The sequence below is a fragment of the Janthinobacterium sp. GW823-FHT03B06 genome (assembly GCF_058796955.1).
In genome coordinates this window covers 428047-449270 of sequence record NZ_JBXAJE010000004.1, presented here as the reverse complement: position 1 = coordinate 449270, position 21224 = coordinate 428047, and the positions used below count along the sequence as shown (strand labels likewise).

Annotated in this window: 17 protein-coding genes; 16 read left to right on the top strand and 1 reads right to left on the bottom strand. The window is 61.0% G+C overall.

The annotated features are described in order from the left end of the window. The first annotated feature begins 3 nt into the window (after positions 1-3). The 16 genes from AC1RBA_RS16700 to AC1RBA_RS16625 all read left to right on the top strand — a co-directional run bounded on the left by AC1RBA_RS16700 (position 4) and on the right by AC1RBA_RS16625 (position 20135). The gene (locus tag AC1RBA_RS16700; RefSeq protein WP_492419190.1) at positions 4-966 is read left to right on the top strand and encodes a VTT domain-containing protein; all 963 of its coding nucleotides are present in this window, start codon (positions 4-6) and stop codon (positions 964-966) included. Positions 967-1344: 378 nt separating this feature from the next. Then, complete coding sequence (locus AC1RBA_RS16695) at positions 1345-2364, top strand: glucokinase (RefSeq protein WP_070219236.1); 1020 nt, start codon at positions 1345-1347, stop codon at positions 2362-2364. Positions 2365-2778: 414 nt separating this feature from the next. Further along, positions 2779-3573 (top strand): SMC-Scp complex subunit ScpB, encoded by a 795-nt coding sequence (gene scpB, locus AC1RBA_RS16690; RefSeq protein WP_070219235.1) that lies wholly within the window; start codon positions 2779-2781, stop codon positions 3571-3573. Then, complete coding sequence (gene rluB, locus AC1RBA_RS16685) at positions 3566-5638, top strand: 23S rRNA pseudouridine(2605) synthase RluB (protein ID WP_099410269.1); 2073 nt, start codon at positions 3566-3568, stop codon at positions 5636-5638. The genes scpB and rluB overlap by 8 nt, the downstream gene beginning before the upstream one ends. Positions 5639-5982: 344 nt before the next feature. Further along, a complete protein-coding gene (rimP, locus tag AC1RBA_RS16680; RefSeq protein ID WP_035828693.1) occupies positions 5983-6471 on the top strand; it encodes a ribosome maturation factor RimP in 489 nt (162 codons plus the stop codon). Beyond that, the gene (gene nusA, locus AC1RBA_RS16675) at positions 6468-8033 is read left to right on the top strand and encodes a transcription termination factor NusA (protein ID WP_070222358.1); all 1566 of its coding nucleotides are present in this window, start codon (positions 6468-6470) and stop codon (positions 8031-8033) included. The genes rimP and nusA overlap by 4 nt, the downstream gene beginning before the upstream one ends. A gap of 46 nt (positions 8034-8079) precedes the next feature. Further along, positions 8080-10938 carry a translation initiation factor IF-2 gene (gene infB / locus AC1RBA_RS16670; RefSeq protein WP_034760145.1) on the top strand — a complete coding sequence of 953 codons (2859 nt, stop codon included), beginning with the start codon at positions 8080-8082 and terminating at the stop codon, positions 10936-10938. A 120-nt stretch (positions 10939-11058) separates the two neighbouring features. After that, complete coding sequence (rbfA, locus tag AC1RBA_RS16665; RefSeq protein ID WP_035825200.1) at positions 11059-11475, top strand: 30S ribosome-binding factor RbfA; 417 nt, start codon at positions 11059-11061, stop codon at positions 11473-11475. A 2-nt stretch (positions 11476-11477) separates the two neighbouring features. Continuing rightward, positions 11478-12413 carry a tRNA pseudouridine(55) synthase TruB gene (truB, locus tag AC1RBA_RS16660; protein ID WP_492419188.1) on the top strand — a complete coding sequence of 312 codons (936 nt, stop codon included), beginning with the start codon at positions 11478-11480 and terminating at the stop codon, positions 12411-12413. Positions 12414-12755: 342 nt separating this feature from the next. Then, a complete protein-coding gene (typA, locus tag AC1RBA_RS16655) occupies positions 12756-14588 on the top strand; it encodes a translational GTPase TypA (RefSeq protein ID WP_070223676.1) in 1833 nt (610 codons plus the stop codon). A gap of 119 nt (positions 14589-14707) precedes the next feature. Further along, positions 14708-15703 (top strand): tRNA dihydrouridine(20/20a) synthase DusA, encoded by a 996-nt coding sequence (dusA, locus tag AC1RBA_RS16650; RefSeq protein WP_070291210.1) that lies wholly within the window; start codon positions 14708-14710, stop codon positions 15701-15703. Next, on the top strand, positions 15703-16167 hold the full coding sequence (locus AC1RBA_RS16645) for a hypothetical protein (RefSeq protein WP_492419186.1): 465 nt from the start codon (positions 15703-15705) through the stop codon (positions 16165-16167). Before dusA ends, AC1RBA_RS16645 begins: the two co-directional genes overlap by 1 nt. Positions 16168-16688: 521 nt before the next feature. Further along, complete coding sequence (locus tag AC1RBA_RS16640) at positions 16689-18452, top strand: methyl-accepting chemotaxis protein (protein WP_254679555.1); 1764 nt, start codon at positions 16689-16691, stop codon at positions 18450-18452. A gap of 60 nt (positions 18453-18512) precedes the next feature. After that, the gene (locus AC1RBA_RS16635; RefSeq protein ID WP_070218202.1) at positions 18513-18860 is read left to right on the top strand and encodes an energy transducer TonB; all 348 of its coding nucleotides are present in this window, start codon (positions 18513-18515) and stop codon (positions 18858-18860) included. A gap of 168 nt (positions 18861-19028) precedes the next feature. Continuing rightward, on the top strand, positions 19029-19601 hold the full coding sequence (locus AC1RBA_RS16630) for a hypothetical protein (RefSeq protein ID WP_492419184.1): 573 nt from the start codon (positions 19029-19031) through the stop codon (positions 19599-19601). 150 nt (positions 19602-19751) lie between these two features. Beyond that, positions 19752-20135, top strand: coding sequence for a hypothetical protein (locus AC1RBA_RS16625; protein WP_070311565.1), 384 nt, complete (start codon positions 19752-19754; stop codon positions 20133-20135). A gap of 516 nt (positions 20136-20651) precedes the next feature. On the opposite strand, the gene AC1RBA_RS16620 is transcribed toward AC1RBA_RS16625, so the two are convergent. Continuing rightward, entirely contained in the window at positions 20652-21101 is a 450-nt protein-coding gene (locus AC1RBA_RS16620) for a hypothetical protein (protein WP_492419182.1), read from the bottom strand. Positions 21102-21224 lie beyond the last annotated feature (123 nt).

Here is a 21224-nt window from a genome sequence, read left to right as displayed (position 1 = left end):
GCCATGCCCAACCTCATTTATCTGCTCGAACATTACGGTGTCCTGATTGTCTTTGGCATCGTGCTGGTGGAGCAGCTCGGCCTGCCGATTCCCGCCTTTCCCATTCTCGTGGTGGCGGGGGCGCTGGCCGTCGATGGCGACATGAATGGGGGGCTGGTGCTGGCCGCCGCGCTGGGCGCCTGCCTGATCAGCGACTTCACGTGGTTCCGCGCGGGCCGCCATTTCGGCAAGCGCATCCTGCGGCTGCTGTGCCGCATCTCGCTGTCGCCCGATTACTGCGTCAGCCAGACGGAAGACAAATTCAAGCGCTGGGGGCCGAAAGCCCTGATCGTCTCCAAGTTCGTGCCGGGATTCAATACCGTGGCCGCGCCCATGTCGGGTGCGCTGGGCACGCCGCCGCGCCTGTTCTTCCTGTATGCGGGCCTGGGTGCCTTGCTGTGGAGCGGCACCGGCATCGCCGTCGGCGTGATCTTTCACGCCAGCGTGCAGCAGGTGCTGGACTTGCTCAGCACCATGGGCAGTACGGCCTTGCTGATGCTGACCGCCTTGCTGGGCTTGTTCCTGCTGTACAAATTCCTCGAACGCCGGCGTTTCCGCCAGGCCTTGCAGATCGAGCGCATCGGCATCGATGAATTGCTTGAACTCATAGAGCAGGGCGAGGAGCCGCTGATGGTCGACGCGCGCAGCGCCACGGCGCAAGCGCTGGAACCGGCCGTGCCGGGCGCCTTGTTCTTCAATGGCAAGGAGCCCGTGCCCGCCATGATCGCCATGGACAAGGACCGCCACATCATCGTGTATTGCAGCTGCCCCAACGACGTGACGGCCGCGCAAGTGGCCAAGCTGCTGCACCAGCACGGCTTTCACCGGGCCAAGCCCCTGCATGGCGGCCTCGACGCGTGGAATGCCGCCTACCGCTCGGACCAGCCGGCACCCGCCAGCCTGCTGGGCGAAGGCTTGCCCTCCTGATCGGCGCATGCCTGCCGCATCGCAGGCCGACCGTAAAAACCGGTAGTAATAATACGAAAGCGCTGTCGTGGGGCCGCCAAGACGGCGCCGCCACGCCTGCGCCGCCCCCTACAAAGCGGCTTTGCGCAAACTGCGGCATACTCTTGTTTTCAGGCGATTCCTGCTGCTATGCAGCATGCTTTTCGTGCGCCTACTGAGTGCAAGTACTTACTATAAATCATTGTTTTCGAGTAACTTTAGCCTTGCCTGTTGCATTTGGAGTGGAACTACCAATAAAGGCTTGTTTTGATGTACTTAAACTACAAACTTTGCTTGCCTCCGGGCGCATTCATCCTTTAAGCTTGGCGTCCCATGCGTCCCACTTCATCATTTAAAATCATGAGCGCTTCGTCTTCTCCCGTACTGCCGACTTCCGCCTTTGCCGATGGACCGCGCCTGCTGGCCGACGTGGGCGGCACCAATGCCCGTTTCGCCCTGGAAGTGGCCGCCGGCCACATCACCCTGGTCGAAGTGCTGCCCTGTGCCGATTACCCGAGCCTGTCCGCCGCCCTGCAAGCCTACCTGGCCCTGCCGCACATCGCTGCCGCAGGCGGGCAAGCCGTGCGCCATGCCGTGATCGCCATTGCCAACCCCGTCGACGGCGACTTCCTCAGCATGACGAACCACCACTGGTCGTTCTCGATCCGCGCCATGCGCGAAGAGTGCGGCTTCACGACCCTGGACGTGGTCAACGATTTCACGGCCCTGGCGCGTTCCTTGCCGCAGCTGTCGAGCGAACAGAAGCACCAGGTGGGCGCGGGCACGGCCCGTCCGAACACGGCCATCGGCCTGATCGGCGCCGGCACGGGCCTGGGCGTGTCGGGCCTGATTCCTTCGCACGGCGGCTGGATCGCCCTGCAAAGCGAAGGCGGCCACGTCAGCTTTGCGCCGTTCAATGAGACGGAAGTGAGCATCCTGCAATTTGCCTGGCGCGAATACGAGCACGTCTCGGCCGAGCGCCTGATTTCCGGCGATGGCCTGGAACTGATCTACCGCGCCCTGGCCGACCGCGCGGGCGTGCCGGCCGAAGCCTTGCCGGCGGCGGAAATCACGCGCCGCGCGCTGGCCGGCGAATCCCAGCTGTGCGACGACGTCATCGAAGCGTTCTGCTGCATGCTCGGCACGGTGGCGGGCAACGTCGCCGTTACCCTGGGCGCGCTGGGCGGCATTTACATCGGCGGCGGCATCGTGCCACGCCTGGGGGCGCGTTTCGACCGCTCCGGTTTCCGCGCCCGCTTCGAGCGCAAGGGCCGCTTCGCCAATTATGTGTCACAAGTGCCGACCTTCGTCATCACGGCGCAGTATCCAGCTTTCCTGGGTGCATCGGCCATTCTTTCGGAGAAACTCGCCTCCCTGTGATGCGCAAGGTACGGGCGATGTGTCGCGCCAGGGCCGGGTAAAACGCGTGTTTTGCCCGGTTTTGCGCTTTTCCGCTTTTTATCAGGTACAATTGGCATCGTTGGATGAAACGACGACTGTCGCTCTCCTGTCTGGCTGGTTCGCCGCCACGGGAAAAGCAGCTGCTCCGGAGATCGTTTCATTGCTGGTTACTTAGTGAAGGTTAATTAAGGCCAGCACCATGGATGGCAGGACTTTCACTGCATCCGCTTTAATCCCGCTTTGCGCGCATCGGCCAAGGCGTCGGAAAAACAGCCTCAACTAGTAACCCAGCACGGCGTCATTATCGATGTCTGCCATCTGTTACGTTGAAATGAACGTTTTTGATTTCTTTCTCTGCATACGAATTGCAACACACATCCGCACAGAATTGCTATGAATACAATTGAGGCTAAAAAAGTCCTCGAAACCGCGTTGCTGTGCGCTCGTGAATCGCTGACGATCCACAGCCTGAAAAAGCTGTTCGTCGATGCGGACGAGAATGGTCGTGTGCGCGGTGTCGGCGTTGGCGCCGACACGATCAAGCAATTGCTGGAAGAGTTGCGCGACGAGTGGGAAGGACGCGGCATCGAGATCGTCAGTCTGGCTTCGGGCTGGCGCTTTCAAAGCCGCCCGGAAATGAAGATGTATCTCGACCGGTTGACGCCCGAGCGGCCGCCCAAGTATTCGCGGGCGACCCTGGAAACCCTGGCCATCATCGCCTACCGCCAGCCGGTGACGCGCGGCGATATCGAGGAAATTCGCGGCGTTGCCGTCAATTCGCAGACGATCAAGATGCTGGAAGACCGTGGCTGGGTCGATGCCATCGGCTACCGCGACGTGGTGGGACGGCCGGCCTTGCTGGCCACCACCAAGCAATTTTTGGATGATCTGGGTTTGCAATCGCTGTCCCAGCTGCCGCCTTTGCAGCAAATCAGCGAGATGCAGGGCAATGGGCTTGAAGCCCTGGAAGCGGCCCTGCAGGAAAATTTTGACAAGGCAAGCAATGAGCTTGTCCCCCAGCTTGGTGCAGGTAGCAATACGGCTGTGACAGATGTAGATGTGACAGCAAGCCTTGATGCCGGCCCCGATGCTTCGCCCATGGACGAAGCCTACACTCACGACCCTGCGCCAGAACTAACGGTTGACGCTGCGCCAGGTCAGCACAGCCAAGAAACGAAGAATGAATAATCCGAACACACCCGAGACAGTAACCGCCAGCGACGAAGCCATCGTTGCCAAGCCCAAGCGCCGCACCAAGGCCCAGATCGAAGCTGACGCGGCTGCTGCCGGCACGGCTGGCGACGCTGTCGCCGCCAAGCCGAAGCGCCGCACGAAAGCCGACGTGGCCGCCGATGCGCCCGTCGCTGAAGCTGTCGCCGCCGACGCTGCGCCCGCCGCCAAGAAAACCCGCGCCAAGCCGGCCCTGAAGGCCGTGGCCGACGCCGCTGAAGCGGCTGCCGAAGCCGTCGCTGCACCTGCGCCGCGTCCGCCGCGCGCCCGCGCCGCCGCCAAGGCCGCTGCCGCCGTCGCTGAAACGGCGCCGGAAGCCGTCGCTGACAAGCCGGCCGAAGCACGCCCGACCCGCGGTCCGCGCCAGATGCGCGGCGTGCAGGCGGAGCGCGCCTTGCGCCAGCCGCCGCGCGCCGAAGCGCCGCAGGCGGCCGATGCCGTTGCCGCAGCGCCTGCCGCAGAGCAAGCTGCCGCGCCTGTCGCCGACGTGTTCGATGCCGAAGGCAACCTCGTGTCCGGCCCGCGCCTGCCGCGCGGTCCCCGCAACGACGTGCCGGGTGCCGGCAAGAATGCCGGCAAGAGCCGTAAAAAGGGCAAGGGCCGCCAGGCTGCGCCAGGCAAGCTCAGCGACGCTGATGCCGTCTTCTCGTTCGTTACTTCCGACGCCTTCGACAGTGAAGAAGGCGGCACGGGCCGTGTACAGAAAGCGGCCGTGCGCCGCGACCTGACGTCCGACGACGATGCGCCGAAGCTGCACAAGGTACTGGCCGAAGCCGGTCTCGGTTCGCGCCGCGACATGGAAGACCTGATCATTTCGGGCCGCGTGTCCGTGAATGGCGAGCCGGCCCACATCGGCCAGCGCATCTTGCCGAGCGATCATGTGCGCATCAACGGCAAGTTGATCCAGCGCCGCGTCAGCAAGAAGCCGCCGCGCGTGCTGGTCTACCACAAGCCGGCCGGCGAAATCGTCAGCCACAACGACCCGGACGGCCGTCCATCCGTCTTCGACCGCCTGCCGACCATGAAGGCGGGCAAGTGGCTGGCCGTTGGCCGCCTCGACTTCAACACGGAAGGCTTGCTGTTGTTTACCACGTCCGGTGACCTGGCCAACCGCCTGATGCACCCGCGCTACGGCATCGACCGCGAGTACGCCGTGCGTACCCTGGGCGAGCTGGAGGAGGGCATGCGCCAGAAGCTGCTGGCCGGCGTCGAGCTGGAAGACGGCCTGGCGCAGTTCTCGAAGATCGCCGATGGCGGCGGCGAAGGCATCAACAAGTGGTACCGCGTGGTGATCGGCGAAGGCCGTAACCGCGAAGTGCGCCGCATGTTCGAAGCCATCGGCCTGACCGTTTCGCGCCTGATCCGTACCCGCTACGGCGCCATGACCCTGCCGAGCGGCCTGAAACGCGGCCGCTGGGAAGAGATGGATGAAAACACCGTGCGCGACCTGCTGACCGCCTACGGCATCGAAAAGAAAATGCCGGCATCGGGCGACCCCCGTGCCGCTGGCGCCGCCAAGGGCCGCGAAGCGCGCAAGGCCAGCCGCGATGACGAGCCGAATGGCAACCGCATCGATGTGAGCAACCGCAACGCCGATCCGTTCCCTGTCGCGCCGCGCCGTGGCCAGCCGCAAGGCCAGTTTGCCCGTCCGCAAGGCCAGGGCCGCCCGGGCGGCGCCGGCCGTCCAGGCGAAGCGCGTGGTCCGGGCCGCGGCCAGCCGCAAGGTCCGTTCCAGGGCGGCCAGCCCCGTTCGTCGGCATCGTTCGAAGGTGCGCAAGGCCAAGGCCAGGGCCGTCCGCCGCGTGCGGCAGGCCAGGGCCGTCCGGGTGGCGAAGGCCGCGCGCCGCAGCGCGGTCCGCGCCAGCCCGATCCGCTGCAAACGGCCTTCGGCTTCGCCAACACGGGTCCGCGCCGCAATGCCGGCGGTGGTGCCGGTGGGCAAGCACGTTCCGGCGGCCAGCCGCGCGGCGGCATGGATCGCGGCGGCATGGATGGCATGCCGCGCCGCCGCAGCAAAGGTTAATCGGGAAGAGTTTCTTCTTGCGCGCCCGCCGATCTGCCGCGGGTGCGCGCTCTTGTAACTGTTGTAAGCCGGGCCGCTCCTCGTGTGCGGCATTGCGGCGAAGTTAATAAGAGGTTATAATCTGCAGCCTAATAAAAGTTCTCCGCAGGGTTGTTTGGTGGGGAGTGCTTTCATCTGGTTGGGAAAATACAAGAAGATGGGCAGATGCCCATTTTTTTTTTGTTGAACCGTTTGTAATGGCTCCGCAAGGGGCCATATATGACTTGAATGCGTGTTTTTGCATGTTGTCGGCGCTTATTGCGGCGCTGTCATGCCGAAAACGGGCCTTATTTCTGGAGAATTTCTTGCAGCAGTTGGGATTAATTGAAAAGACAGTTACAGGTCTGGGCTATGAGCTCGTTGATGTCGAACGTGCCGAGCGCGGGCTGCTGCGCGTCTTTATTGATTTCAGCGCCGCCGATGCCGCTGAAAAAGGTCCGATCACGGTCGAAGACTGTGCCACGGTCAGTCACCAGTTATCGCATGTGTTGACGGTAGAGAACGTTCCTTACGAGCGTCTCGAGATTTCTTCCCCGGGTCTCGATCGTCCGGTGCGCAAGCTGGAAGACTTCGTCCGTTTCGCAGGCCAGGAAATCATCGTCAAGCTGATGGTGGCGATGCCGGGTACGAACAACCGGAAATCGTTCCAGGGGATCTTGCAAGAACCCGTGGGCGATAAATTGTCGTTGGAATTTGAAGGTAAGGATGGTCCGGCGATGTTGGAGTTTACGCTCGCCGATGTGGATAAGGCACGCTTGGTGCCGCAGGTGGTTTTTAAGGGACGCAAAGCATGAGCCGCGAAGTTTTATTATTGGTTGACGCGCTGGCGCGCGAAAAAAACGTCGATAAAGATGTCGTCTTCGGCGCCCTCGAATTCGCGTTGGCGCAAGCCACGAAGAAACGGTATGAGGGTGAAGTAGACATCCGCGTTTCGATCGACCGCGAAACGGGCGAATTCGAATCGTTCCGCCGCTGGCACGTCGTGCCCGATGAAGCGGGCCTGCAATTGCCGGATCAGGAGATCCTGCATTTCGAGGCAAAAGAACAGATTCCCGATATCGAAGTCGATGACCATATCGAAGAACCGATCGAATCCGTTGAATTCGGCCGCCGTTTCGCCCAGGATACCAAACAGGTGGTCCTGCAGCGCGTGCGTGACGCCGAACGCGAACAGATCCTGGTCGACTTCCTGGAACGCGGCGATTCGCTCGTCACCGGCACCATCAAGCGCATGGAGCGCGGCGACGCCATCGTCGAATCGGGCAAGATCGAAGCACGTCTGCCACGCGACCAGATGATCCCGAAAGAGAATCTGCGTATCGGCGACCGCGTGCGTGCATACATCTTGCGCATCGACCGTAATATGCGCGGCCCGCAAGTGATCCTGTCGCGCACCGCGCCGGAATTCATCATGAAGCTGTTCGAGCTGGAAGTGCCGGAAATCGAGCAAGGCATGCTGGAAATCAAATCCGCAGCCCGCGATGCCGGCGTGCGCGCCAAGATCGCCGTCTACACGGCCGACAAGCGCATCGACCCGATCGGTACTTGCGTCGGCATGCGCGGTTCGCGCGTGCAGGCTGTCACCGGCGAGTTGGGCGGCGAACGCGTCGACATCGTGCTGTGGTCGGAAGATCCGGCGCAGTTCGTCATCGGCGCCCTGGCGCCGGCGAACGTGTCGTCGATCATGGTCGATGAAGAAAAACACGCGATGGATGTCGTCGTGGATGAAGAAAACCTGGCAATCGCGATCGGCCGTTCCGGCCAGAACGTGCGCCTGGCCTCGGACCTGACCGGCTGGAAGATCAACATCATGACGGCCGAAGAATCGGCCGACAAAGCTGCCCAGGAAACGGCTGCCGTGCGCATCCTGTTCATGGAAAAGCTCGATGTCGACCAGGAAGTGGCCGATATTCTGGTGGAAGAAGGTTTCGCCAGTCTGGAAGAAATCGCTTACGTGCCAATTTCCGAAATGCTGGAAATCGAATCGTTTGACGAAGATACCGTCAATGAACTCCGTACCCGTGCGCGTGATGCGCTCGTGACCGAAGCGATCGCTTCGGAAGAGGGTCTGGAAGGCATGGACGAGGCGTTGGTGAATCTGGAAGGCATGGATCGCATCACCGCCGGCAAGCTGGGTCTGGCTGGTATCAAGACCGTAGAAGCATTTGCAGCACTGGCATACGACGAATTTGGCGCAATCCTGGCCTTGTCTGCGGACCGTGCGCGTGAACTGATTACAAGTGAATTTAAAGATGTGACCGACGATGAGATGAAGTTGGTTGACTCGAAATACGACGATCGTGCCAAGGCGTTGCAAGCCAAGGCATGGAGTCTGGCCGAATCCGCAAAGGCTTAATTTGAGTATCTTTATCATCTCCGCGACACATAGAAAAGAGGACTGAATGGCGAGTAACAACGTAGCCCAATTTGCCACCGAACTGAAGATGCCTGCAGATTTGCTGCTGACGCAGCTGCGTTCTGCCGGCGTCGAGAAAAGTTCGACGTCAGATCCATTGTCGAAAGATGATAAGGACAAGCTTTTGGATCATCTGCGCCGCACACACGGCGCAGCGGCTGACACAGAAAAGAAAAAAATCACCGTGACCCGCAAGGAAACGACTGAGATCAAGCAAGCAGACGCCACCGGCAAATCGCGCACGATCCAGGTGGAAGTGCGCAAGAAACGCACTTTCGTCCAGCGTGACGAAGCTGCGCCGGTCGCGGCAGAACCGGTCGCGCCTGCCGCGCCGGTGATCGATCCCGCCGACGTGGCGCGCCGTGAAGAAGAAGCCCGTAAACAGGCTGAACTGATCGCCCGCCAGGAAGCCGATCTGCGCGAAAAGCAAGAACGTCTGGCCAAGCTCGACGCGGAAAAAGAAGCCCAGGCGAAAGCCACGCAACAGGCTGAATTGGCTGCGAAGAAAGAAGCGGAAGCGGAAGCGAAGAAAGCGGCAGCCAAAGCTGCCGCCGCGCCTGCCGCCAGCGCCGCTGCGCCTGTCGTTGACGACGCCGCCGCCGAAGCGAAAAAAGCCGCTGCCGCTGAAGAAGCGAAAAAGAAAGCCGCCGCCGCTGCTGTTGCCGCCAAGGAAGCCGCTGACAAAGCGGAAGCCACCGAGCGTGCACGCAAGGCCGTTGCCGACGAAGTCGCCCAGATCAAGGCCATGATGAACGCGCCACGCCGCGCCATCAAGGCACCGGAACCCGTACCGGTTCCCGTCAAGCCAAAGGCGCCGGAAGGCACGCTGCACAAGCCTGCTGACAAGAAACCTGGCGACAAGCCGGGCGACAAGAAGCCTGCTGTCGCAGACAAGAAATCCATCAAGTCGGCCAATGTGTCGTCCACCTGGTCCGATGACGCGAAAAAACGCGGCACCACCGGTGGTCCCAAGCCACGCGGCAATAGCGGCCCAGGCGGCCGTGACAGCTGGCGCGGTGGCGCGAAGGGCCGTCGCCCGACGCACCATGACGACCGTGAATCGAACTTCCAGGCACCGACGGAAGCCGTCGTCAAGGACGTGCACGTACCGGAAACGATCACCGTGGCCGAACTGGCGCACAAAATGTCCGTCAAGGCATCCGAAGTCATCAAGCATTTGATGAAATTGGGCCAGATGTGCACGATCAACCAGGTGCTGGACCAGGAAACCGCCATGATTCTGGTGGAAGAAATGGGCCATAAGGCGTTCGCCGCCGAACTGGACGATCCGGAAGCGCTGCTGGCCGACGTGGGCGAACACGCGCACTTCGAAACCAAGCCACGCGCACCGGTGGTCACCGTCATGGGTCACGTCGACCACGGCAAGACCTCGCTGCTCGATTACATCCGTCGCGCCAAGGTAGCATCCGGCGAAGCGGGCGGCATTACGCAGCATATCGGCGCTTACCACGTCGATACGCCACGCGGCATGATCACCTTCCTCGACACCCCGGGCCACGAAGCGTTTACCGCGATGCGTGCCCGTGGCGCCAAGGCAACCGACATCGTGATTCTGGTGGTTGCCGCCGACGATGGCGTGATGCCGCAAACGAAAGAAGCGATTGCCCATGCGAAAGCAGCCGGCGTACCGCTGGTGGTGGCGATCAACAAGGTCGACAAACCGGGCGGCAACGTGGACCGCGTGACGCAGGAACTGGTCGCCGAACAAGTCGTGCCGGAAGAATACGGTGGCGAATCGCCATTCGTGCCGGTATCGGCCAAAACGGGCCAGGGCATCGACGATCTGCTGGAACAAGTGCTGTTGCAAGCTGAAGTGCTGGAACTGACGGCACCGGTCGATGCGCCAGCGCGCGGCCTGGTAGTCGAGGCGCGTCTGGACAAGGGCCGTGGTCCTGTCGCGACGATCCTGGTGCAGTCCGGTACCCTGAAACGCGGCGACGTGATTCTGGCGGGCTCTTCGTATGGCCGTGTTCGCGCCATGCTGGACGAGAACGGCAAGTCCATCGCTGAAGCGGGTCCTTCGATTCCGGTCGAAATCCAGGGTCTGACGGAAGTGCCGGTTGCCGGTGAAGAAGTCGTCGTCATGGCTGACGAGCGCAAGGCGCGTGAAATCGGTCTGTTCCGTCAAGGTAAGTTCCGCGACGTGAAACTGGCCAAGCAGCAAGCTGCGAAACTGGAAAACATGTTCGACCAGATGGCCGAAGGCGAAGTGAAAAACTTGCCGTTGATCATCAAAACCGACGTGCAAGGTTCGCAAGAAGCGCTGGTCGGTTCGCTGCAGAAACTGTCGACCTCCGAAGTGCGCGTACAAGTGGTTCACGCGGCAGTCGGCGGCATCACGGAATCGGACGTCAACCTGGCAGTTGCCTCGAAAGCGGTCATCATCGGCTTCAACGCCCGTGCTGATGCCCAGGCACGCAAGCTGGCCGAGTCGAATGGCGTGGACATTCGCTACTACAACATCATTTACGATGCGATCGACGAGATCAAATCGGCGTTGTCGGGCATGTTGGCACCAGAGAAACGCGAAACCGTCATCGGCCAGGTCGAGATCCGCCAGGTTATCCTGGTCTCGAAGGTCGGCGCGATTGCCGGTTGCCTGGTCACCGATGGCGTGGTCAAGCGTGCTTCTTCCGTCCGCCTGTTGCGCAACAACATCGTGGTGTGGAGCGGCGAGATCGACTCCCTGAAACGCTTCAAGGACGATGCGAAAGAAGTTCGCGCCGGTCTGGAGTGCGGCCTGTCGCTGAAGAACTACAACGACATTCAGGTTGGCGACACCCTGGAAGTGTTCGAAGTCCAGGAAATCGCTCGTACCCTGTAATCGTAGCAGCAATGAAAACCGCGCGGACATACCGTTGTCCGCGCAAACACGTGGGGCGCATTGGTCAACGGGCAACCGTTTGACCCATGCGCCCTGCGGCACTTAGGACAGCATAAAATCATGGCTAAACATAGCAAAACCATGCCAGCGCGCGGCTTGCGCGTGGCCGACCAGATCCAGCGCGATCTGGCTGAGATCGTCGCCTACGAATTGAAAGACCCGCGCGTGGGCACGATGATCACCATCACCGAAGTGCAGATCACGCCCGATTACGCGCACGCCAAGGTGTTTTTCACGATGTTGAAAGACAGCAAGGAAGCCATCAAGAACACCACCGAAGGCCTGATGGCCGCGTCGGGCTTCATCCGTGGCTTGCTGGGCAAGCGCCTGCACATCCACACCCTGCCGATGCTGCATTTCGTGCACGACAGCTCGACCTCGCGCGGCATGGAAATGTCGCTCCTGATCGACAAGGCCAATGCCACGCGCGCGGCCGACGCCGAGCCGGATGTCAAACCAGAAGCGGACGAGCAATAACAGTGGCGGGTCCGAAGAAACCACCGGGCATCAAGCGGGTGCGCGACCTGGTCGATGGCGTCTTGCTGCTCGATAAGCCCGTGGGCTGGTCCAGCAACGATGCCCTGATCAAGGCCAAGCGCGTGCTGAACGCGAAAAAAGCGGGCCATACGGGCACCCTGGATCCGTTCGCCACGGGCTTGCTGCCGCTGTGCTTTGGCGAGGCGACCAAGTTCTCGCAGGACTTGCTGGAAGCCGACAAGACCTACGAAACCCTGGTGCACCTGGGGCAGACGACGGATACGGGTGACACGGAAGGCGAAGTGCTGGAAACGCGCGAGGTCAACGTCACGCAAGAGCAGATTGAAGCCGTGCTGGCGCGGTTCCGCGGGCCTATCCTGCAGACGCCGCCCATGTACTCGGCCTTGAAAAGGGATGGCAAGCCCTTATATGAGTATGCCAGGGAGGGTATCACGCTGGAGCGCGAAGCGCGCCCCGTGACCATCCACAAGCTCGAGTTCCTCGGCTACGAAGCCCCGTTCCTGAAATTGTCCGTGATGTGCAGCAAGGGCACGTATATCCGCGTGCTGGGCGAAGACATCGGCCACGCGCTCGGTTGCGGTGGTCATCTGAACGCCTTGCGCCGCACGCAGGTGGGCAATCTGACTTTGGACGGCGTCGTGACCCTCGATGAGCTGACGGCGCATGCCGCGCCGCTGAGTCTGCTGGCGCCCGTCGATGCGCTGTTGTCGAGTTTCCCCGCCGTGCAGCTGACGGAAGAATTGGCCAAGCGTTTCCTGCATGGCCAGCGCATCGCGCTGGGCAAGGAAGACGTTGCCGTACCAAACGAGCCGGGCAGGGTGCGCGTGTATCACGACAGCAAGCTGTTGGGCACGGGCCAGTTGCAGGAATACAGCATCCTCGCGCCCGAGCGCCTCATTGCCACGGCGCATCAGTGACCACCTGACCAAACCTACTGCGCGTCGTGATTTGCGGCCTGCGATGCTCACTGTGCATACGCACAGCTGCGCTTCTTAGCCACAACTCACTTCCGCTCGCTACGGTTTTGTCAGGTGTCGTTAAGTCATAGGTAAGTCATGGTCAAGTCATATTGATCAGCGACACTGCTAGCCCGGTGTCGTATTTTTAAACAATCCGTCCCCGACTGCGGGAGCCGCCAGCATTTTTAGATAGCGTTGCAACGCAACATGCTATACTACGCGGTTCCGGAAATAGATTAGCATTCGGGTATCTCGTACACCTTGTACGCACTCCGCAGTTTTTCAGTAACTACTACGACCATGTCAAATACAAAACGCGCAATTCGTAATATCGCCATTATCGCCCACGTTGACCACGGCAAAACCACGCTGGTGGATCAGCTGCTGCGCCAGTCCGGCACCTTCCGTGAAAACCAAGCGGTCGACACCCGAGTCATGGACTCGAACGACCTGGAAAAGGAGCGCGGCATTACGATTCTGTCGAAGAACTGCGCTGTTGAGTACGAAGGCACCCACATCAATATCGTCGACACCCCAGGCCACGCCGACTTCGGCGGCGAAGTGGAACGTGTTCTGTCGATGGTGGACTCGGTTCTGCTGCTGATCGATGCACAGGAAGGCCCGATGCCGCAAACCCGTTTCGTCACGCGCAAGGCGCTGGCACTGGGTCTGAAGCCTATCGTGATCGTCAACAAGATCGACCGTCCAGGCGCACGTCCTGACTGGGCCATCAACCAGACGTTCGAACTGTTCGACAAGCTGGGCGCAACCGACGAGCAACTGGATTTCCCTATCGTTTACGCTTCCGGCCTGAACGGCTATGCCGGCCTGACCGAAGACGTGCGCGGCGGCGACATGAAGCCGATGTTCGACGCCATCCTGGAACACGTTCCAGTACGTGACGACAATCCGGAAGGCCCGCTGCAAATGCAGATCACCTCGCTGGACTACTCGTCGTACGTCGGCAAGATCGGCATTGGCCGCGTCAACCGCGGTACCGTGAAAGTTGGTCAAGACGTGCTGGTCATCAATGGCCCAGGCGCCACGCCAATCAAAGGCCGCATCAACCAGGTGCTGAACTTCAAGGGCCTGGAGCGCGTGCTGGTGGACGAAGCTGTTGCCGGCGACATTTGCCTGATCAACGGTATCGACGAAATCGGCATCGGTTCGACCCTGTGCGCACTGGACACCCCGGAAGCGCTGCCGATGCTGACCGTCGACGAGCCGACCTTGACCATGAACTTCATGGTCAACAACTCGCCACTGGCTGGCCGCGAAGGCAAGTTCGTGACCTCGCGCCAACTGCGTGACCGTCTGGAAAAAGAATTGAAAGCCAACGTTGCTCTGCGCGTAGCGCCGACCGACGACGACACGATCTTTGAAGTTTCGGGCCGCGGCGAGCTGCACCTGACGATTCTGATCGAAAACATGCGTCGCGAAGGCTTCGAGCTGGCCGTATCGCGTCCACGCGTGGTGTTCAAGATGGTCGATGGCGTGCGCCACGAGCCGTTTGAAAATCTGTCGGTCGACGTGGAAGAAGCCAACCAGGGCGGCGTCATGGAAGAACTGGGCCGTCGTCGCGGCGACCTGCAAAACATGGAATCGGATGGCAAGGGCCGCGTGCGTCTCGAGTACCTGATCCCGGCGCGTGGCCTGATCGGCTTCCAGGGCGAATTCATGACCCTGACCCGCGGCACCGGCCTGATGAGCCACGTGTTCCATGAATACGCGCCTGTCGACAACACCCGTGGCGAAATGGCTGGCCGTCGTAACGGCGTGCTGATCTCGCAAGATGACGGCGCCGCCGTTGCCTACGCTATCTGGAAACTGCAAGACCGCGGCCGCATGTTCGTGTCGCACAATGACCCAGTCTACGAAGGCATGGTCATCGGTATCCACTCGCGCGACAACGACCTTGTCGTCAACCCGATCAAGGGCAAGCAGCTGACCAACGTGCGTTCGTCGGGTACCGACGAAGCGGTGCGCCTGGTGCCGCCTATTCAGATGTCGCTGGAATACGCAGTCGAATTCATCGAGGACGACGAACTGGTGGAAATCACGCCTAAATCGATCCGTCTGCGCAAGCGCTTCCTGAAAGAGCACGAGCGTAAAAAAGCGTCGCGTGATGCGTAATCTGTTGTAAAGCATGGCCTGCGGGCCATGCCGCGCTCAAGCCCGTTGCTCCGCCTTTCCTTCACCGGTGAGGCGCGCAGCGGGTTTGTCATTTGCAGCCCCTGTTTTTTGTAGAGACCATGACTTCCTCTTCTTTGCCTTCCCGCCGCCTGTCCGTCGCCCCGATGATGGACTGGACCGACCGCCATTGCCGCAAGTTCCACCGCGAAATCACGCGCCACACCTGGCTCTACACCGAGATGGTGACGACGGGCGCGCTCGTCTACGGCGACGTGGAGCGCCACCTGCGCTTCAACGAGGAAGAGCATCCGGTGGCGCTGCAGCTGGGCGGCAGCGATCCGACAGACCTGGCCACCAGCGCCAAGCTCGGTGAGCAGTGGGGCTACGACGAGGTCAACCTGAACTGCGGCTGCCCGTCCGAGCGCGTGCAAAAAGGCGCGTTTGGCGCCTGCCTGATGGCCGAACCGCAACTGGTGGCCGACTGCGTGAAAGCCATGCGCGACGTGGTCGACATCGACGTCACGGTCAAGCACCGCATCGGCATCGACGACAGCGAATCGTACGACTTCGTGCGCGACTTCGTCGGTACCGTGGCGGACGCCGGCTGCAAGACGTTTATCGTGCATGCGCGCAATGCCATCCTGAAAGGCCTGAGCCCGAAGGAAAACCGCGAAGTGCCGCCCCTGAAATACGATTACGCCTACCGCCTGAAGCGCGATTTTCCCCAGTTCGAGTTCATCATCAACGGCGGCATCAAGACCCTGGACGAGATCGACCTGCATTTGCAGCACCTTGATGGCGTGATGCTGGGCCGCGAGGCGTACCACAACCCGTACGTGATGGCGCAGTTCGACCAGCGCTACTACGGCGACGACACGCCCGTGAAAACGCGCGAACAGGTGCTCGAGGCGATGATTCCGTACATTAGCGCGCAGCTGGAAAAAGAAGCGGGGCGTTTGAAACTGAACAGCGTCACGCGCCACATGCTGGGCCTGATGCAAAATCTGCCCGGCGCGCGCGGCTTCCGCCAGACCCTGTCGGACTCGAAGAAGCTGGCCTCGGGCGACCCCCGTTTGCTGCTGGAAGCGGCGGCGCGTTTGTCGCTGCCTGCCTGATGAGCGGCGACTGCCACAGCCTTGCGCGCGTGATCGAGGGCTACTTGCTGGCCGTCAGCGCCCTGAAGGATGACGGCAGCTTGTTTCTTTGCGAGTATCTGGAACCCGTCGCGCCGCAGGCATCGCTCGATGCCTTGTGCCGCGCGCTGCGGATTGCGCCGGCGGGCTTGTCCTTGCAGCCGCTCGAGAGCGTGGTGTGCAGCGGCATCGCCTGCACGCCGCGCCAGTGGTTGCTGGAGCGGTTTCGTCCCATGAGCGAGGCGGACCGCCAGCCGCTCGATGCGCGTTTATATGACGGTTTCGAGCGCGAACTGGCCGAACTGCTGCGCGGCGAGCCGCGCTGGTATCAATTGGTATCATCTGGCCAGATCAGCCTGACCGGGCAATTGGGCGCCATCTGGAGCGTCTTTGTCTTTGGCACAGAGTGCCACGCCTATGTGATGCATTGCAGCTGGGACAGCTGAGCCAACTTGTCTATACCGCTGCTTCTGCGCAGTGGTATTGTCCGTACTCCCCCTTCCTCTGAGCACCTCTTCCAAAACGATGCAATATGGCTACGCCATGTGTTGTAAATGCGCCGTTTCGGCGCACGCCCGCACTGCCATGGGGCATTTCTAAGAGGCAAGAATCGGCGTTGTTGCCATTTCCCCGAAGAAAGTTAATCTGCCATTTATTCAGGTACTTATTGCTTGCTTTGAGGCAAAATTTACACCTATAATTGATTATAGACAAATATTTCTCATATGAATGTTTGATGTTGATCTCATATCATCAGTGTCAAAAATTCAGCGTGTGGAGCAAGTTTGCATTCGCAGTCACTGGCTGTTTCAGGGCTGGCGAAGGACCAGGAAGTACCCCAGGCTGCGTGCAGCCGGATACCGCCAGCATACCAATGGGTAAGGGCGGATACCGGTGTACCGCAGCCTTCGTCTTGTCGTGCCGGGCAAAAAATCCTTATCAATAGTTTCATTTACGAAGAGCCGAAATGAATTTAGCAAAAATGAAGGTTGGTACCCGCCTGGGCCTGGGTTTCGCCCTGGTACTGGTTCTGCTGGTGGCCGTGACCGTCCTCGGCATCGCGCGCATGGCGCAAATCCAGGAACGTCTCGATCACGTGATCAATGTCAACAATGTCGTCACCCGCCTGGTGATCGATATGCGTGGCAACGTCAGCGACCGCATCACCTCGCTGCGCATCCTCACCCTGATGACCGACGCGAGCGATATGGAGCCGGAAATGGCGCGTATCAAGACGCAGACGAGCACCTATCAGGAAACGCAGAAGAAGCTCGAGGAGAAATTCGCCATCGAGTCGACTGCCGAAGAAAAGACCCTGCTCGCTTCGATCAAGGAATACGAAGCGGCCGCCATGCCGGCCATCGCCAAGGCATCCGCACTGTGGATGGCCAACGATGCGGAAGGCGCCACGCGCGTGATGATCAAGGAAATCCGCCCGGTACAGAAAAAATGGATGGAAGCGCTGGAGCAGCTGGCCACCCTGGAAGACAAGCTCAATGAACAGATGCAGTCGGATGCCCGCAAGGCCTTCGACAGCGCGCGTTTGTTCATGATCATCCTCGGCGTGCTGGCCGTAGCGATGGGCGTGGCGGCGGCACTGGTGATTACCCGCGGCCTGCTGAAACAGCTGGGCGGCGAGCCTGACTACACGGCATCGATCGCCGGCAGCATCGCCAATGGCGACCTGTCGATCGGCATCCACACCCAGCCATCGGACAATTCCAGCCTGCTGGCGGAAATGAAGGAAATGCGCAACAGCCTGGTGGGCATCGTCGGCCAGGTGCGCGTCGGTACGGAAACCATCGGCACGGCATCGCGTGAAATTGCCGACGGCAATATCGACCTGTCGTCGCGCACGGAAATGCAGGCCAGCGCGCTGGAAAAAACGGCGTCCGCGATGGAAGAGCTGACCTCGACCGTGAAACAGAATGCGGACAATGCACGGGAAGCGAACAAGCTGGCCGCGACCGCGTCGGACGTGGCCCTGAAGGGCGGCTCCGTCGTGTCGCAAGTGGTCGACACCATGAGCTCGATCAACGAGTCGGCCAAGAAAATCGTCGACATCATCGGCGTGATCGACGGCATCGCCTTCCAGACGAATATTCTGGCGCTGAACGCGGCCGTGGAAGCGGCACGTGCCGGCGAGCAAGGCCGCGGCTTTGCCGTGGTGGCGTCCGAAGTGCGCAACCTGGCCCAGCGCTCCGCTGGCGCCGCGAAGGAAATCAAGATCCTCATCGACGATTCGGCCGAGAAGACGGAACGCGGTACGCGTCTGGTCGGCCAGGCTGGCGTGACGATGGGCGAAGTGGTCGACAGCGTGCGCCGCGTGACCGACATCATGAGCGAGATCGCCAGTGCCAGCCAGGAACAAAGCGCCGGCATCGAACAGGTCAACCTGTCGATCATCGAGATGGACGGCATGACGCAGCAAAATGCGGCCTTGGTGGAGCAGGCCGCCGCTGCGGCGCAAAGCCTGCAGGACCAGGCGGCCGAACTGGCCCACGTGGTCAGCATCTTCAAACTGGTCGAAGGCGAACAGAAACCGGCAGCGGCGTCTGTGCCGGCACCCGTGGCTGCAGCACCAGCGGCCGTGCGCAAGCCGGCGCCCGCATTGCGTCCGGTGAAATCGCTGACCCGCAAGACCGAAGCGGCCGCGCCCGTGGCTGCCGCGGCACCACGCAAGGCGGCAGGGGCCGGCAGCACCAGCAATGACGAATGGGAAGAGTTTTAAGCGCGGCCAACAGCGCACAGGAAGTTGTAATTACCGTATCTGATAATCATGGGGAAGCACATGTTTGAGAATAAGCGTTTGATGAGTGTTGCAGCAGCCTTGCTGGTGTCCGTTTCTTCCGCAGCCTTCGCTGCCGAGGTACCCGCGTCGTTCGATGCCAAGAACTGCAAGGCCGACTATCCGAAAGCCTCGTTGATGAACGAAGAGCAGGGCACCGTGTCGATGTCCTTCCTGGTCAATGCCGATGGCAGCGTTGCCGATTCGAAAGTCGAGAAGAGCAGCGGCTTCAAGAACCTGGACAAGGCCGCCATCAAGGCCCTGTCCGCATGCAAGTTCAAGCCGGGCACCAAGGATGGTTCCCCTGCGCAAACCTGGACCAAGGTCGACTACGCCTGGAAGCTGGACTGATCCAGGCACTGCCGGGAGCGCTGCTCCCGGCATGACCGTATCCGCTACGGGCGGCGCCTGCGAGGGTGCCGCCCGTATTGTTATGTGCGGCAGCCAACGGCGCTGCCGCCGCGGATTCTGTTACCCTCGAAACATACCTTCGGGATATCCCACCACAAGAGGCCTACCATGCAGCGCATCCTGACACTTTCTTCCCTGGCGGCCACCGGCTTGCTGCTTTCCGCCTGCGCTTCCCTGGGCACGCCTGTGGGCTTGCAGGCGGGGCAGACCGTCGCCGTCGTCAACAGCCTGAGCTGGGACAATCCCCTGACGGGCAAGCGCGACGGCGTGCGCACCAGCTGGCCCATCAAGGATGGCAAGATTGCCCCTGAATATTTTCCGCTGGCGCAATTGAAGCAATGCGAGGCCGGCGGCAAGGCTTGCAGCTGGGGTGTGATGCGGGCGCAGCGCAGCGCGCCGAAGCTGGCCTATGCGGACGGCGGCGTCGACCTGGCCGTGAACGTTGCGATCGACGTGGCGCGGCGCCAGGATGCGCGCCAGGGCGAGACGCAAACGGCGATGGCGATACCGCAGGACGTGGCGGCCCTGGCGGGCAAGCAGCGTGTGCAGCCCAGCTGGAAATTGAAGTATGGCAAGGTCGAGCAGGTCGAGCTCGATTACGGCGTGCGCTACCAGGTGTGTGTGCAGCGCTACGATGCCGCAGGCAAGGCCATCGACACGTGCGACATTCCATTTATCTGAGGAAACATGGCGCATGGGCCGCTTGTGGCGCCATTGCCACATTTCATGTTGCGGCGTGCGTCGGGGTGTAACAATCGGTAAAAGCACAGCAAAGCACGGCGTAATTTCTTATAGTACTTACTCGAGGTAGTACATATTAGGAGAATTGCGATGAAAACCCTGTTGGCAGTAATTTCGCTGGCCGCATTGGGTGGCTGCGTCGTGGCCCCGCCCGGGCCCGCGTATTACGGTTCGCGCGCGCCGCAGGGGGCCTACAATCCCTATGAATGGCATACGGTCTCGTCCGAGCCGGTGCAGTCGGGCCGCGTGATGAGCGCGCCGCGCGTGGAATACACGAATGAGCCCGTCTACGTGCAGCAGTCGCCGGTCTACGTGCAGCAGCCCGTGTATGTGCCGGCGCCCGTGTACGCGCCGCAACCGTATTATTACAATCCGCCCGTATCGATCGGGCTGGACTTCATGTTTGGCTTTGGGCGCTATGGCGGACGCCGCGGCGGCTGGGGCGGGCATGGACACTACCACGGCCGCCGCTAGACGCGGGACGTAGTCCTTCTGGCGTGAGAAAGCGCGCCGTGCTTTACGAAGCACGGCGCGCTTTCTCATTGGCGATGACGAGCAGGGCCGCGAAGCTCAATCAGTGGAAATATACCGAACTCTGGTGCAGCACGTCCGCCGAGCACAGGATATACATCGCCGCCGCTGCCAGACCTATTTGCAAGGCGCCAAAGCTGATCGGGATGAGGCGGGACATGTCGTACTCCTGAATGGTGTGAGGTGGGTTGTCAGGCTTTCATCATAGGTCGAATAAATGCTCTCGGGCATCGGATGAATGTCCGCCACGATGTAGGACAACACCTCGTCGCTGAGGCCCCGCCTCGCTCTCCGGCGGCCTAAGTAACCCCCAATAAATTATTGCGATTTCTGACTTCTATAACCGGCGCTCTGCGGTGTTGCCCACTGCTAGCAGTGCTCGCACTAAGTCGCAGCGGGCGCCTTGCATAGCATCCGGTTCTATTCGTCATAACTTCACAATAATTTCCTGAGGATTACTTAGCGGTTTTTCCAGCGCAGCACCGGCTCTTCCGGCGCCGTGTCCGGCACGTTCGAAATCGCCAGCCAGTGCGTCAGGCGTTCCGGATGCTTGAGATTGATGCCCATGCCATCGATGATGCCAACCTGTTCCAGCATGCGCGCGTCGATCTTCGCCTTCGACACCGTGGGTGCGCCCATGACCATGCGGTCATATGCCTTGCGCGCCTTGTGTTCCCATTTGTGCAGATTGCTTTCGTCGAAGCGGTTCGCTTCGAAGTACACGGTCAGGGTGCCGTCGAGGTTGCCGAAGCCGACAATGCCCGCGCCCTTGCGGATGGTGGTGGTGTTGCTGATGTCGAATTCCGCCGTGGGCACGAAAATGCCGGCGCGGCCATCGATGTCGGGACGTCCCACGGGTGTTTCCTTGCCGTAGGAACTCGTTTCGGTAATGGTGTTTTCTGCGGACATGGTGCGTGTGTGGTGGCCGTGCCGGGAGCGCAATCGGGTCCGGCAGCGCCAGTCATCCTGTTCAAAAAATGCGTGCTGATGATCAGGGCGGGGTAGGGGCCCTGGCGGAGCGATGCTTGGCAT

Excerpts from the sequence above, each read along its gene's own strand:
- AC1RBA_RS16700 (WP_492419190.1), top strand. The coding sequence starts at position 4 with ATGCCCAACCTCATTTATCTGCTCGAACATTACGGTGTCCTGATTGTC.
- AC1RBA_RS16695 (WP_070219236.1), top strand. The coding sequence starts at position 1,345 with ATGAGCGCTTCGTCTTCTCCCGTACTGCCGACTTCCGCCTTTGCCGAT.
- scpB (WP_070219235.1), top strand. The coding sequence starts at position 2,779 with ATGAATACAATTGAGGCTAAAAAAGTCCTCGAAACCGCGTTGCTGTGC.
- rluB (WP_099410269.1), top strand. The coding sequence starts at position 3,566 with ATGAATAATCCGAACACACCCGAGACAGTAACCGCCAGCGACGAAGCC.
- nusA (WP_070222358.1), top strand. The coding sequence starts at position 6,468 with ATGAGCCGCGAAGTTTTATTATTGGTTGACGCGCTGGCGCGCGAAAAA.
- infB (WP_034760145.1), top strand. The coding sequence starts at position 8,080 with ATGGCGAGTAACAACGTAGCCCAATTTGCCACCGAACTGAAGATGCCT.
- rbfA (WP_035825200.1), top strand. The coding sequence starts at position 11,059 with ATGGCTAAACATAGCAAAACCATGCCAGCGCGCGGCTTGCGCGTGGCC.
- typA (WP_070223676.1), top strand. The coding sequence starts at position 12,756 with ATGTCAAATACAAAACGCGCAATTCGTAATATCGCCATTATCGCCCAC.
- dusA (WP_070291210.1), top strand. The coding sequence starts at position 14,708 with ATGACTTCCTCTTCTTTGCCTTCCCGCCGCCTGTCCGTCGCCCCGATG.
- AC1RBA_RS16645 (WP_492419186.1), top strand. The coding sequence starts at position 15,703 with ATGAGCGGCGACTGCCACAGCCTTGCGCGCGTGATCGAGGGCTACTTG.
- AC1RBA_RS16640 (WP_254679555.1), top strand. The coding sequence starts at position 16,689 with ATGAATTTAGCAAAAATGAAGGTTGGTACCCGCCTGGGCCTGGGTTTC.
- AC1RBA_RS16635 (WP_070218202.1), top strand. The coding sequence starts at position 18,513 with ATGTTTGAGAATAAGCGTTTGATGAGTGTTGCAGCAGCCTTGCTGGTG.
- AC1RBA_RS16630 (WP_492419184.1), top strand. The coding sequence starts at position 19,029 with ATGCAGCGCATCCTGACACTTTCTTCCCTGGCGGCCACCGGCTTGCTG.
- AC1RBA_RS16625 (WP_070311565.1), top strand. The coding sequence starts at position 19,752 with ATGAAAACCCTGTTGGCAGTAATTTCGCTGGCCGCATTGGGTGGCTGC.
- AC1RBA_RS16620 (WP_492419182.1), bottom strand. The coding sequence starts at position 21,101 with ATGTCCGCAGAAAACACCATTACCGAAACGAGTTCCTACGGCAAGGAA.